We start from the raw sequence: 13,508 nt of genomic DNA, 5'->3' as shown, positions 1-13,508 counted from the left end.
GGATAACTGCGTAAGCGGTAAGCGATCAGCGATGCTCATCGCCCCGTTTTGGGTACGGTTTACCGCTATCCTGCGCGCCGTGACCACCATCATGACGATCGTTGCTTTCATGCGATTGCTCGTGATCAGCATGCGGATGCCCGTCATGATGGCTGCGGTCGTCGTCAGCGTGGTGTGCATCGCCGCGGCGGCCTTCCCCATGCTGCGCCGGAGGCTGCCAGCGGCCGCCGTCCCAGTAATATCCACGGTCGTTACGTTCGCCGATGCCGCGCCCCTGATGCGCATGCCACCACTGCGGCGGACGCCAGTCGTAGCCATCCCAGTAGTAACCGCGATGATCCCGATCGCCCAGATGCAGCGACACGCCGGGCACATTGATATCGATAGACACCTCCGCCTGCGCCGCCACCGGCAGCAGCAGGCACATCAGCAACAACATTTTATTCATGTGATAGTCTCGGGTTATTTGAAGCAGGCGCCGTTATAGCAAGGTGACTATTTCCCGACTATCTCACCGATGCCTATTTGCAGATTGTTTTCGGCATCCTTACGCAATACTGACATTACGCTGCCAGAGTCAACGTAAATATGACTGCTAACAGCGCTTAACGATTTACTGACGGACGCTGCGGCCGGCTGTTATTTATAATCACTGCACCTTGTAACCAGGAAAATGATTATGACCAAACGTATTATCGCCCTGGCCGGCGTCGCCCTGCTCACCACGCTGCTGAGCGCCTGCTGTTTCGGCCCCCATGGCGACGGTGGCCCGCACGGCGGCGGACACGGCGGCCCGCAAGAGCACTATCGCCATCGTTAAGCTCAGGGGCTGCGGCCCCTTTGATATTTGGATTTTTTCTAGCAATTAATTAACACTCTGAATCGGTGTTAACTCCGCCACAATACGTCTTCAAGAATAAACTATCTGTGGAAAGATAGATAAATAGCAAAACCATTAGCTTTTACATCTAACAGTTAATCACCTATCCCTCTACATTCTCATTAATTACTCTCGTTTTACTGATAATGCCCCTTCCGTCTTGTAGAAAAACATTATTCACGGCTAATTTACCGGAAATATAATTCTGGATAGCCCTATTATGAGATTTTTTTGGCTATCGCCGCAGGCGCTACCAACATGAGAAGCAAAGCCCCTTTCCAGATCCTACTTCCCCAAGACTTCAGAGAGCTCATGATTGACTACCTCACAGAACATTTGCGAACGGCTCCAGATACTCCTCAGCAAGAAAATAGTTCATATCAAGGTTTCGCGGTGTCAGCTTATGATAAACGGGGGGATATTTGATCCACCAGCCCGACACGCCCCTCTTTTTAAATTAACAGTACCGCGATACAAGGCATGAAAAAGGCCGCATCAGCGGCCTTTTTAGTGTTACTACCCGTGTTAGTTTTTCGGGCTCGCGTTTTCCACCCGGCTTTTTAACTTCTGCCCCGGACGGAAGGTCACCACGCGGCGCGCCGTAATTGGGATGTCTTCGCCGGTTTTTGGGTTACGCCCCGGACGTTGATTCTTGTCACGCAGGTCGAAATTGCCGAAGCCGGACAGTTTGACCTGTTCACCGTTCTCCAGAGCCCGACGGACTTCTTCAAAAAACAGTTCTACCAAATCTTTCGCATCCCGTTTGCTAAGCCCCAGCTTTTCAAACAGGTGTTCAGACATTTCAGCTTTAGTAAGCGCCATAGGTTCAATCCCTCAAGGATGCTTGGAATCGCTGTTTTAGAGCCTCTACGCATTTTGCAACGGTAGCGGCGATCTCCTCTTCTTCCAGTGTACGGGCGGTATCCTGCAATACCAGGCTGATAGCCAGGCTCTTATAACCCTCTGCTACGCCCTTGCCACGGTACACATCAAACAAGTTTACGCCAACTATCTGATTTGCGCCAACTTTCTTACACTCCGCCAAAATATCTTCTGCCGGCACGTTTTCAGCCACCAAAACGGCGATATCACGACGGTTTGCCGGGAAGCGAGAAATCTCCCGCGCCTGAGGCACGACGCGGCTTGCGACCTTATCCCACTCCAGTTCAAACACCACGGTGCGACCGTTAAGATCCAGTTTACGCTCAAGTTCCGGATGCACCACACCGATGAAACCGATGCGCTCACCGTGTAAATAAATAGCCGCACTCTGCCCCGGGTGTAACGCCGGATTGGCCTCTGCCTTGAACTGAATCTCGGATAATTTACCGGTCAACTCCAGGACAGATTCCAGATCCCCTTTTAAATCATAGAAGTCCACCGGCTTTCTTGCCAGATCCCAGTGTTCATCGTGGGTATGGCCGGCAATTACGCCCGCCAGCATGACATCCTGACGGATACCCAGATCTGCTGAACTATCAGGCACAAAGCGCAGGCCGCTTTCGAACAGGCGCAGGCGCGTCTGCTGACGGTTCTGGTTGTACACCACCGCCGACAGCAGGCCGGTCCACAGCGACAGACGCATCGCCGACATCTCGACCGAGATCGGGCTTGGCAGGATCAGCGCCTCTTCGTTCGGGTGCAGCAGCGCCTGAACTTTAGGATCGACAAAGCTGTAGGTGATCGCTTCCTGGAAGCCGTGATCGACCAGCAGGGTTTTCACACGCTTCAGCGTCAGGTCGGCCTCGCGATGCTGGGTCATCACCAGATCGGCGCGCACCGGCACGTCAGGAATATTGTTGTAGCCGTAGACGCGGGCCACTTCTTCCACCAGATCTTCTTCGATTTCCATATCGAAACGCCAGCTCGGCGCCACCGCCTGCCAGTCATCGCCCTGCTCGGTCACTTCGCAGCCCAGACGGCGCAGAATATCGCTCACCTGTTCGCTCGGCACCACGTGGCCGATCAGGCGGTCCAGCTTCTCACGGCGCAGCGTGATGGTCGCGCGCTGCGGCAGTTCGCCTTCATGCGTCACATCAATCACCGGGCCGGCCTGACCGCCGCAGATATCCAGCAGCAGGCGGGTGGCGCGTTCCATCGCCTGGTACTGCATCGCCGGATCCACGCCGCGCTCGTAGCGGTGGGAAGCATCGGTATGCAAACCGTGACGACGCGCGCGACCGGTAATCGCCAGCGGGCTGAAGAATGCGCACTCCAGCAGCACGTCCTGCGTCTCTTCGTTCACGCCGGAATGTTCGCCGCCGAAGATACCGCCCATCGCCAGCGCCTGTTTGTCATCGGCGATCACCAGGGTATCGGCCTGCAGTTTGGCTTCGTTGCCATCCAGCAGCGTAATGGTTTCCCCTTCGTTCGCCATCCGCACGTTGATGCCGCCGTTGATGCGGTTCAGGTCGAAGGCGTGCATCGGCTGACCCAGCTCCATCAGCACGTAGTTGGTGATGTCCACCACTGCGTCAATGGAACGGATGCCGCAGCGACGCAGTTTTTCACGCAGCCACAGCGGGCTTGGCGCTTTGACGTTGATGCCTTTCACCACGCGGCCCAGGTAGCGCGGACACGCCTGTGGCGCACAAACGCGGATCGGCAGGGTATCGTCGATGGTGGCGGCAACCGGCGTCATATCCGGCACGTTCAGCGCCAGCTGGTTCAGAACGCCGACGTCGCGCGCCACGCCGATAATGCCCAGGCAGTCGGCACGGTTCGGCGTTACGCTGATTTCGATCGCGTTATCGTCCAGCTTCAGGTATTCGCGGATATTAGTGCCTACCGGCGCATCCGCCGGCAGTTCGATAATGCCGTCGTGATCGTCGGAAACGCCCAGCTCGGAGAAGGAGCACAGCATGCCTTCGGACGGTTCGCCGCGCAGCTTCGCCGCCTTGATTTTAAAATCGCCCGGCAGCACCGCGCCCACGGTCGCGACCGCCACTTTCAGGCCGGCACGGCAGTTCGGTGCGCCGCAAACGATGTCCAACAGACGCTCGCCGCCGACGTTAACCTTGGTGACGCGCAGTTTATCGGCATTAGGGTGCTGACCGCATTCGACCACCTCGCCCACCACCACGCCGGTAAACGCGCCGGCAACCGATTCCACGCCGTCCACTTCCAGGCCGGCCATGGTGATTTGTTCGGATAATGCTTCGCTGCTGATGGCCGGGTTTACCCACTCGCGCAACCAGAGTTCACTGAATTTCATGTGATATTCCCGCCTTACTTAAACTGTTTGAGGAAACGCAGATCGTTTTCGAAGAATGCGCGCAGATCGGTCACGCCGTAGCGCAGCATCGTCAGACGCTCCATGCCCATGCCGAAGGCGAAGCCGGAATACACTTCAGGATCGATGCCCACGTTACGCAATACGTTCGGGTGCACCATGCCGCAGCCCAGTACTTCCAGCCATTTGCCGTTTTTGCCCATCACGTCGACTTCGGCGGAAGGCTCGGTGAACGGGAAGTAAGACGGACGGAAACGCACCTGCAGATCTTCTTCAAAGAAGTTGTTCAGGAAGTCGTGCAGCGTGCCCTTCAGGTTGGTAAAGCTGATGTCTTTATCGACGATCAGGCCTTCCATCTGGTGGAACATCGGCGTATGGGTCTGATCGTAGTCGTTACGGTAGACACGGCCCGGCGCGATGATGCGGATCGGCGGCTGCTGGTTTTTCATGGTGCGGATCTGCACGCCGGAGGTCTGAGTGCGCAGCAGGCGCTTGGCATCGAACCAGAAGGTGTCATGGTCAGCGCGCGCCGGGTGGTGGCCCGGGATATTCAGCGCATCGAAGTTGTGGTAATCATCTTCGATTTCCGGGCCGGTCGCCACGGAGAAGCCCAGCTCGCCGAAGAAGGTTTCAATGCGGTCAATGGTGCGGGTAACCGGGTGCAGGCCGCCGTTTTCCATGCGACGGCCCGGCAGGGAAACGTCGATGGTTTCTGCCGCCAGACGCTCGTTCAGCGCCGCGGTTTCCAGCGCGTTTTTACGTGCGTTAAGCGCTTCCTGAACCTGCTGTTTCGCCTGGTTGATCACCGCCCCTGCGGCCGGACGTTCTTCCGCCGGCAGTTCGCGCAGCGACTGCATCTGCAGGGTGAAATGGCCTTTTTTGCCTAAATATTCGACGCGTACCAAATCCAACGCGGCAACATCCTGGGCATCTTCTACGGCTGCCTTGGCATTGGCAACCAGCTCTGCGAGATGTGGCATTGCTTTCCTCTTCCTCTGGCCGGTGTGGCCCGCTAAATAGTCGTTAAGGGATTACCGTTTAATAATACCTTGATAAATAAGTAGTTATCTATCTTTTCGTCCGCCTTTGGGGCAAAAAAATGCATTTCCCTTCGCCCCAAACAAAAAAAGCCTCCACAGGGGAGGCTTAGGCGCTACTTTCCGTTTCTTTTCTTACGCGCAAAGCCTCCTGAAGTCAGGCGCTAAAGTAAAAAAAGAAACGGAAAATAGCAGCGTGCATGCTTGCATTACCTTGTTGGTTGCGGTTTAACCACATTGATAAAACGGCGCTCAATAAAAGTCAACACCTGCCCGGCGGGCAAAGATTAAAAGAGGGAGCAAGCTCCCTCTTCCACTGACTTACGCCAGAGCTGCTTTCGCTTTTTCAACCAGTGCGCCGAAGGCCACTTTGTCGAATACTGCGATGTCAGCCAGGATCTTACGGTCAATTTCAATAGAGGCTTTTTTCAGGCCGTTAATGAACTTGCTGTAAGACAGACCGTTCTGACGAGCAGCTGCGTTGATACGTGCAATCCACAGCTGACGGAACTGACGCTTACGCTGACGACGGTCGCGGTAAGCATACTGACCTGCTTTGATTACTGCCTGGAAGGCAACACGATATACGCGCGAACGGGCACCGTAGTAGCCTTTCGCCTGCTTCATGATTTTCTTGTGACGTGCGCGTGCAATTACACCACGTTTTACGCGAGCCATATGCTCTCTCCTAAAGTCTTATTCTTGAATCAAAAAATGTGGCTTATGCGTACGGCAGGCACGCGGTAACCAGGACCAGATCGTTTTTAGACACCATGCCTTTCGGACGCAGGTGACGTTTACGCTTGGTTGCTTTTTTGGTCAGAATATGACGCAGGTTAGCATGTTTACGCTTAAAACCACCGCTGCCGGTTTTTTTGAAGCGCTTGGCTGCACCACGTACAGTTTTAATTTTTGGCATTTTAATTAAATCCACTTCGCATTGTTAAACAACGAATCAGTGAGGCGAATAAAACCCACACAACGCAAGCGCTGCGCGGGTTCGATTACTTGGAAGCCTTACTGTTTCTTCTTGGGTGCGAGCACCATGATCATCTGACGGCCTTCGATCTTCGTAGGGAAGGATTCGACCACTGCCAGATCCATATCTTCACACAGGTCTTTACGGACGCGGTTAAGCACTTCCATGCCGATCTGCTGGTGCGCCATTTCACGCCCGCGGAAACGCAGGGTGATTTTGGCTTTATCGCCGTCTTCCAGAAAGCGAATCAGGTTGCGTAGTTTGACCTGATAGTCGCCATCATCGGTACCAGGCCGGAATTTGATTTCCTTGACCTGAATAACTTTTTGCTTCTTCTTCTGCTCTTTCGTCGACTTGCTCTTCTCGTAGAGGAATTTGCCGTAATCCATGATTCGGCAAACCGGCGGTTCGGCATTAGGACTGATCTCGACTAGATCGACGCCAGCTTCCTCAGCCTTTTCAAGAGCTTCTCTCAGACTGACAATACCAATCTGCTCGCCATCCAAACCTGTCAAGCGAACCTCTTGGGCGCGAATCTCTCCGTTGATGCGATTAGGGCGCGCCGGTTGAACTCGTTTTCCGCCTTTAATACTTTATTCCTCCAGTTGATGAAGACTACGGCTGCGAATCTCGTGCAGCAGCTTGTCTACGACTTCACTTACGTCCAGGCTTCCCAGGTCTTTGCCACGGCGGGTACGAACGGCAACTTTGCCTGCTTCGACCTCTTTATCACCGCACACCAGCATATAGGGAACCCGACGTAAAGTATGTTCGCGAATTTTAAAGCCAATCTTCTCATTTCTCAAGTCCGCTTTAACACGAATGCCTGCATCTTGCAGTTTTTTGGTTAATTGCTGGACGTAATCAGACTGACCGTCGGTGATATTCATCACCACCACCTGCACAGGGGCGATCCAGGTTGGGTAGAACCCGGCGTACTCCTCGGTCAGAATACCGATGAAGCGCTCCATGGAGCCCAGAATTGCACGGTGAATCATTACCGGCACCACGCGTTCGTTGTTTTCGCCAACGTACGAAGCGCCTAAACGGCCCGGTAAGAAGAAATCGAGCTGCACGGTACCACATTGCCATGCACGATCCAAACAATCATGCAGAGTAAATTCAATTTTTGGTCCGTAGAATGCGCCCTCACCCGGCTGATATTCAAACGGAATGCCGTTTTCAGTCAGCGCGGCCGCCAGGTCATCTTCCGCTCGGGTCCACATTTCGTCGGTGCCGATGCGTTTCTCAGGGCGGGTGGATAATTTCACCGCAATCTTGTCGAAACCAAAGGTGCCGTACATATCGTAGACCATCTTGATGCAGTCGTTCACTTCGGCGCGCACCTGATCCTCGGTACAGAAGATGTGGGCGTCGTCCTGGGTGAAGCCGCGCACGCGCATCAGGCCGTGCAGCGAGCCGGACGGCTCATTGCGGTGGCAGCTGCCGAACTCGCCCATACGCAGCGGCAGGTCGCGGTAGGACTTCAGGCCCTGATTGAAGATCTGCACGTGGCCCGGGCAGTTCATCGGCTTGATGCAGTATTCACGGTTCTCCGAAGAGGTGGTGAACATTGCGTCCTTATAGTTATCCCAGTGGCCGGTTTTTTCCCACAGCACGCGGTCCATCATAAACGGACCTTTCACTTCCTGGTACTGGTACTCTTTGAGCTTCACGCGCACAAAGGCTTCCAGCTCGCGGAAAATCGTCCAGCCGTCGTTATGCCAGAACACCATGCCCGGCGCCTCTTCCTGCATGTGATACAGGTCGAGCTGCTTGCCGATTTTACGGTGGTCGCGCTTGGCCGCTTCTTCCAGACGCTTCAGGTAGGCGTTCAGCTGCTTTTTATCCGCCCAGGCGGTACCGTAGACGCGTTGCAGCATTTTATTCTTGCTGTCGCCGCGCCAGTAAGCGCCGGAGGTTTTCTGCAGTTTGAAGTGGTGGCAGAAACGCATGTTCGGCACGTGCGGACCGCGGCACATGTCGATGTATTCTTCGTGGTGATACAGGCCCGGATGGTCATCGCGGCTGATGTTCTCATCCAGAATCGCCACTTTGTAGCTTTCGCCGCGGGCGGCGAAGGTGTCGCGGGCTTCTTGCCAGCTGACCTTTTTCTTGATGACGTCATAATCCTTGTCGGCCAACTCATGCATCCGCTTTTCCAGCAGATCCAGGTCTTCCTGCGTCAGGGTATGGTCCAGATCAACGTCATAGTAGAAACCGTTGTCGATCACCGGGCCGATGGCCATTTTGGTGTCCGGCCACAGCTGTTTGATAGCATGACCCAGCAGGTGCGCGCAGGAGTGGCGCAGAATCTCCAGCCCCTCTTCGTCTTTGGCGGTAATAATCGCCAGTTGCGCATCGGACTCGATCAGATCGCAGGCATCGACCAGCTCGCCGTTCACACGGCCGGCAATACAGGCTTTCGCCAGGCCAGGGCCGATATCGCGGGCAACGTCCAGGGGGGATACGGCGTGGTCGTAATGACGCTGACTGCCGTCAGGAAGCGTAATAACAGGCATTAATAATTCCTTATCTACAGTGGTGACCCACACGACAGATCACATATAGAAAAACATTTTTGTTTAACATCGATGAGTTATTGGCGCTATTTAGCTTCACTCTGCCAAATATATACACGCACCGGCACAGAATTTGCGATGTGCCGCTGGTGTGACGCCATAACGCCGGACAGTGTATCACCTTGAGCGGGCGGACTTCTACCCGTGACTTCCCAGCCCCCGGATGAAAACGCAGCAATGCCCGGTCTCATACGCCGGGCATCATTAAGGGAAGTTAAAGCGTTCCCCACTCACGGCGTTTAATCTCGCCCTGATAATCCCGATCTAAATAGCTTCTCCAATCGCCATCCGCATAACGGCTGCCATCCCAGCGCTTCACTCTTCTTTGACTCGGAGTATGACCCGCATCCACCAGGTAGGTTTCGCCGTTAATCAGGAGATATTCGCCCGGCACGGCCGCCGTGGCCAAAATTTCCGTATAGCCGTCGCCGCGGTAATTATATAAGGCGTATCCTTTCCAATCTGGGTGATATTGCAACATCAGGCTGCCGCGCGCGAAGTTGATTTCTCCCGCCCCGTTTAAGTCAGAAAAATGCCCGCGATCGCAGGTACCTATCGAGAAACGGTTAGGGAAGTTCCCCGGGCTGCCCAGCGGCGACATCAATGCCGGAAAGCCGTTTTTCTGTCCGCCCATAATGAACTGCCGGGCAACCAGGCTTCTGAGGGCCGCAACTGGATAGTCCGTCGTTGCATCCAGCTGGACAATAAATCGCTCAATATCAGCATGGGTGTTCTCACCAATGAATACCCGCGTTGCCATGCCGTTGAGCCTGATCGCGCTCTGCAGGCTGGTGAAATAGTTGCTCTGAATCAAACAGTTGCCAGAACTATTAATCACCCTCAGACCGTAGGCCGTGTTACTGGCCGTACCTGCAATTCTGTTGCCGGTAATCACGTTATTAAATGAGCCGGAATTGATTCGGTTGCTGACAATGCCAATCCCCGCTACCTCAGCGATGTCATTCGCGTTGATAACGGCACCCGAGCAGGATTCGATAAAAATACCGTTCTTGTTATTTCTTAATATATTGCCGGTAATATTCATCTGGCGGGCGGTACCGGAAGCGCTTTCCGGCGTATTACCTTCAATATCAATGCCATTATCCCCCGTATTCATCACGTAGTTCCCCGAGATGATAATCCCGTCAGGGCGCTCTGCCTGAATACCGATATAGGCGACATCCTGTACATAGCACGCGGTAACCATGCTCTCCTGACAACCATATGCTGAGGTTGAGCTGCCGCTTCTACGTAAATAAATACCGCCGGCCCTACCGACGTTATTGTTATGAACCCGGACCTGATGAATGCGGACTCGTCGGGAATCGACGATATTGATCGCCACCATACTTAACGCGCTGACATGGGAGGCATTACCGTCAATGGTGATCCCTGCAATGCTGATATCGGTGCAAGCACCGCTCCAGTTGGTCACGATCGCGCCCGGGACGGTACCTGCCGTACCGGGCATCAATTTAATCGTCCCGCTGCCGCACAGCGTCACGCCCGAGCGCATATTCAGGCAGCCAAAACCAGCCGAGACCTCGCCGGCAATCGTGGTTGAGGCCGGGTTTTTCGATACGATATACGTTCTCGCTCCCAGCGTCACGAGACAGGGCGTCCCGTGCAACAAATAAGATTGATGTGCCGCATCAATCGCCGCTTGAATCGCTGTACGGTCGTCGGCCACACCGTCACCGGCGGCGCCGAACATTTCTGGGGTATAATTTCCCTCGCCCGCAACGGCATACCGTTCCTGGTTTCCCGTCTGAACATGTTCCATATTGACTCTCCTCGTCGATATTGCTCTGTATAAACGTCATGACTACGCTTGCCCGGCCAACGCGCCTGGAAGCCTCAGAGCATTTAAGAGGAAATACAGCAGAAAACCGAGCCAATCCGGTATGTTGTGACCCCACACAACAACGGCTATCGCGTCATTAACGCCCCCACCACAACAGTCCGCCCAGCATCGCCAAGAAAATCAGCAGGGAAATTAACAACCGCCGCCACAGCGGTCCTTTCAGGCAGGAAAATACCAGTTCGGTAATATCACAGAGGAACGTCAGCAACGTGCCGACAATATTAATGATGACGTTGGCAATTATTTCAGTCATTTTCTGGCTTATCGATTCGTGCCGGCAAAGACCGCCGGCCATGGCGCAACGGGAAAGCGCGGTGCCCTCCCGTTTTTCCGGTCAGGTTACTTGCCGCCCGGCGCCTGAGCGCCAAGTACGCCCTTGCCTTCAGGCACTTCGGTAAAGTTCTTCAGGATGTCGCTATAGGTCTGCGCCGGATCCAGCGTTTTGAACTGCGCCGGGTAAATAAATTTCGCCAGATACTCCAGCCCGACAATATTGTACGGATGGTTATAGAAGTTATGGTAGATACCGTAGAAGCGCCCCTGTTTAACCGCGTCAATCTGGGCAAAGCCCGGGCGCTGCTTCATCCGGGTAAAGGCGTCGTCCACCTGCTTTTGCGTGACACCGTAACCAAACGGCACTGCGGCGTTGGTTTTTGTCGCCCACTGCGAGCCGGACACGATATACACCTGCGGCTTCATGCTGATGACTTTCTCCAGCGAAACGTCGCCGGTGGCGCCGGGCAGCAGCTCAGAGCCGATATTACGCGCGCCGACCGCTTCCACCAGCCCGCCCCAGCCGACATGCGCATGGGTAAAGCAGCAGGACTCCAGGCCGTTCAGCCCGGCTTTCGCTTCGATAAACACCAGCGGCTTGGGTTCGATGGCCTTAGTTTTCGCTACGATATTCTGATAGTGCTGCTGATAGAAGTCGGTGTACTGCTTGGCTTCAGGTTCACGATCCAGCGCCTCGCCCAGTAAGGTCACGCTTTTCGGCGTATTCTCCACCGGTTTCAGCATGGTATCGATAAACAGCACCGGCACCCCCAGCGCTTTCAGCTGCTTGAGCACGCCGGTCTGTTCCAGCGAGGGTTTCGAACGCAGCTGGGCGATCATCAGGTCAGGCTGTTTGGCGATCACGCTTTCCAGATTGACCTCGCCATGGTCGCTAAAGCCCATATCGAGGATGTTATTGGCCGCCGGCCATTTGCTTTTCAGGATGTCCCAGGTTGCCCCGTCGCTCTTTTTCAGCAGGTTATTCCAGGCTACCAGCCGGCTGAACGGATCGGCGCGGTCCAGCAGCGCCAGCGTCAGAATATCACGGCCGTCCTGCACCACGACGCGCTTCGGCTCCTGCTTCAGCGTCACACGCTGGCCGGAGGTGTCGGTTAAGGTTAACGGATATTGGGTCGCCAGGGCCTGGGCGGAGAAAACGCTGGCGCAGGCTAACACCAGCGGAATAATTCGACGGGACACACGCTGCTCCTTAGTAAAATATCAACCAGGAAAGCATAATGAGAATTACTTTTATTATCAAAAATCAACGGCGTTTTTCAGCGGCTGAATTGCAAACAGGTGTTAACAACCATCAAAAGAAACCGGCGCATCCTGCGATGCGCCGGCGGTATTACATCAGGCCGTAAATCAGCGCCGACAGGGCAATCAATCCCATCACCAAGACGAAGATATTGCTCAGGGCGCGGTACTTATGCATCGACGGCACCGCACGCACCGCATACATCGGCAGGATAAACAGGATGACTGCGATCAGCGGGCCGCTGATGGTTTCGATAATATGCAGCGCGCTCGGGTTCCACACCGTCGCCGCCCAGGTGAGCAGGAACAGCACCACCGCCGAAATACGGTGCGTGGCACGTGAGCTCAGCGGCTTACCCAGCGCCCGGGTGACGCCGTCAATCAGGCTGGTCGCCCCTTCAGTAACGCCCAGCGAGGTGCCGAGGTAGGATTTCGCCATCGCCAGCATCGCCATGATCGGTCCCAGGTAGGCGATCAGCGGGTTGGAAAACTTGTTCGCCAGCGTGGTCAGCACGGTAATGTTCTGCGCTTTGGCCTGCTCCATATCCTGGTAAGACAGGCTCAACACGCAGCTGAAGACAAAGAACAGCACGGTGACGCAGATCAGCACATAGCTATAGCGCATAATGCGCGCGCAGCGGCGCTCCGCCTTATCGCCGTACAGGCTTTTCTGCGTCGAGGCGAAGGAAGAGATGATCGGCGCATGGCTGAAGGAGAACACCATTACCGGCACCGCCAGCCACAGCGAATGCCACAGCGACGGGCTATCAAACTGCGTGCTCATTAGCCCCTGGGTGAAATGCGCAGTATTCCAGCTCGGGATCAGATACAGCGAAATCCCCATCAGGAACACCAGCAGCGGGAAGACCAGCATCCCCATGGCGGCGACAATGCCGTCTTTACCGCGCAGCAGCACCAGGTTCAGCACCACCACTACCGCCAGGCTCAGCCACAGGCGCGGCGGCGGCGTGACGTGGAACTGGTGGATCAGGAAGCTGTTCAGCGCATTGGTGATCGAAATGCTGTACACCAGCACGATCGGGAAAAACGCCAGCAGATAGAGCACCATGATAATTTTACCGGCCAGCACGCCAAAGTGCTCCACCACCACATCATGGATATTGCCGTCGCGGCTGGAGCCGGACAACACAAACCGGCTCAGGGCGCGGTGCGGCAGATAGGTCAGCGGAAACGCGAACAGCGCCATCAGCAACAAAACCAGCGGGCCGTTCAGGCCGGCGTTAATCGGCAGAAACAGCGTGCCGGCGCCGACCGCCGTGGCATATAAACCGAACATCCATACGGTGTCCGTTTTGTTCCAACGCGACGATGGCGGGACCGCCAGAGCGCCGGAATCCGGAGAAATAGTACTCATGAGACAGCTTACCTTAATCTGTAACG

14 protein-coding genes and 1 other annotated feature are annotated in these 13,508 nt (G+C 55.1%); of the genes, 1 reads left to right on the top strand and 13 read right to left on the bottom strand.

The features are described from left to right. Positions 1–25 precede the first annotated feature (25 nt). Complete coding sequence (locus tag TAN611_RS10445; RefSeq protein ID WP_187043238.1) at positions 26–448, bottom strand: DUF2502 domain-containing protein; 423 nt, start codon at positions 446–448, stop codon at positions 26–28. A 231-nt stretch (positions 449–679) separates the two neighbouring features. On the opposite strand from TAN611_RS10445, the gene TAN611_RS10440 reads away from it, so the two are divergent. Next, complete coding sequence (locus tag TAN611_RS10440) at positions 680–820, top strand: hypothetical protein (RefSeq protein ID WP_201282895.1); 141 nt, start codon at positions 680–682, stop codon at positions 818–820. A gap of 585 nt (positions 821–1,405) precedes the next feature. Here the strand turns inward: TAN611_RS10440 and ihfA are convergent. From ihfA to TAN611_RS10380, 12 genes are all read right to left on the bottom strand, one after another. Next, complete coding sequence (ihfA, locus tag TAN611_RS10435; protein ID WP_054307187.1) at positions 1,406–1,702, bottom strand: integration host factor subunit alpha; 297 nt, start codon at positions 1,700–1,702, stop codon at positions 1,406–1,408. A gap of 4 nt (positions 1,703–1,706) precedes the next feature. After that, the gene (gene pheT / locus TAN611_RS10430) at positions 1,707–4,094 is read right to left on the bottom strand and encodes a phenylalanine--tRNA ligase subunit beta (protein ID WP_111737205.1); all 2,388 of its coding nucleotides are present in this window, start codon (positions 4,092–4,094) and stop codon (positions 1,707–1,709) included. 14 nt (positions 4,095–4,108) lie between these two features. Beyond that, complete coding sequence (pheS, locus tag TAN611_RS10425; protein WP_105230860.1) at positions 4,109–5,092, bottom strand: phenylalanine--tRNA ligase subunit alpha; 984 nt, start codon at positions 5,090–5,092, stop codon at positions 4,109–4,111. Positions 5,093–5,232: 140 nt separating this feature from the next. After that, positions 5,233–5,356 (bottom strand) — a sequence feature (Phe leader region). Continuing rightward, positions 5,307–5,351 carry a pheST operon leader peptide PheM gene (gene pheM / locus TAN611_RS10420; RefSeq protein ID WP_121626058.1) on the bottom strand — a complete coding sequence of 15 codons (45 nt, stop codon included), beginning with the start codon at positions 5,349–5,351 and terminating at the stop codon, positions 5,307–5,309. Its footprint overlaps the feature before it by 45 nt. 114 nt (positions 5,357–5,470) lie before the next feature. Further along, complete coding sequence (gene rplT, locus TAN611_RS10415) at positions 5,471–5,827, bottom strand: 50S ribosomal protein L20 (RefSeq protein ID WP_004931417.1); 357 nt, start codon at positions 5,825–5,827, stop codon at positions 5,471–5,473. A 43-nt stretch (positions 5,828–5,870) separates the two neighbouring features. Further along, positions 5,871–6,068: a 50S ribosomal protein L35 gene (rpmI, locus tag TAN611_RS10410; protein WP_004931418.1), complete on the bottom strand. Its 198-nt coding sequence runs from the start codon at positions 6,066–6,068 to the stop codon at positions 5,871–5,873. A 98-nt stretch (positions 6,069–6,166) separates the two neighbouring features. Further along, positions 6,167–6,718 carry a translation initiation factor IF-3 gene (infC, locus tag TAN611_RS10405; protein WP_015672100.1) on the bottom strand — a complete coding sequence of 184 codons (552 nt, stop codon included), beginning with the start codon at positions 6,716–6,718 and terminating at the stop codon, positions 6,167–6,169. 3 nt (positions 6,719–6,721) lie between these two features. Further along, complete coding sequence (thrS, locus tag TAN611_RS10400) at positions 6,722–8,650, bottom strand: threonine--tRNA ligase (RefSeq protein ID WP_105230858.1); 1,929 nt, start codon at positions 8,648–8,650, stop codon at positions 6,722–6,724. A 274-nt stretch (positions 8,651–8,924) separates the two neighbouring features. Next, positions 8,925–10,493, bottom strand: a complete 1,569-nt coding sequence (locus TAN611_RS10395) for a right-handed parallel beta-helix repeat-containing protein (RefSeq protein WP_197951990.1) — start codon at positions 10,491–10,493, stop codon at positions 8,925–8,927. Positions 10,494–10,650: 157 nt separating this feature from the next. Further along, the gene (locus TAN611_RS10390; RefSeq protein ID WP_158684799.1) at positions 10,651–10,827 is read right to left on the bottom strand and encodes a hypothetical protein; all 177 of its coding nucleotides are present in this window, start codon (positions 10,825–10,827) and stop codon (positions 10,651–10,653) included. An 86-nt stretch (positions 10,828–10,913) separates the two neighbouring features. Further along, positions 10,914–12,047, bottom strand: coding sequence for an ABC transporter substrate-binding protein (locus TAN611_RS10385; protein ID WP_105230856.1), 1,134 nt, complete (start codon positions 12,045–12,047; stop codon positions 10,914–10,916). Positions 12,048–12,198: 151 nt separating this feature from the next. Continuing rightward, positions 12,199–13,482 carry an HAAAP family serine/threonine permease gene (locus tag TAN611_RS10380; protein WP_105230855.1) on the bottom strand — a complete coding sequence of 428 codons (1,284 nt, stop codon included), beginning with the start codon at positions 13,480–13,482 and terminating at the stop codon, positions 12,199–12,201. Between the last annotated feature and the right edge of the window lie 26 nt (positions 13,483–13,508).

It is taken from the genome of Serratia sp. Tan611, from assembly GCF_905188235.1.
Taxonomy (GTDB): domain Bacteria; phylum Pseudomonadota; class Gammaproteobacteria; order Enterobacterales; family Enterobacteriaceae; genus Serratia_B; species Serratia_B rhizosphaerae.
The sequence above is the reverse complement of the archived record's forward strand: the minus strand, read 5'-3'. Positions and strand labels throughout refer to the sequence as shown.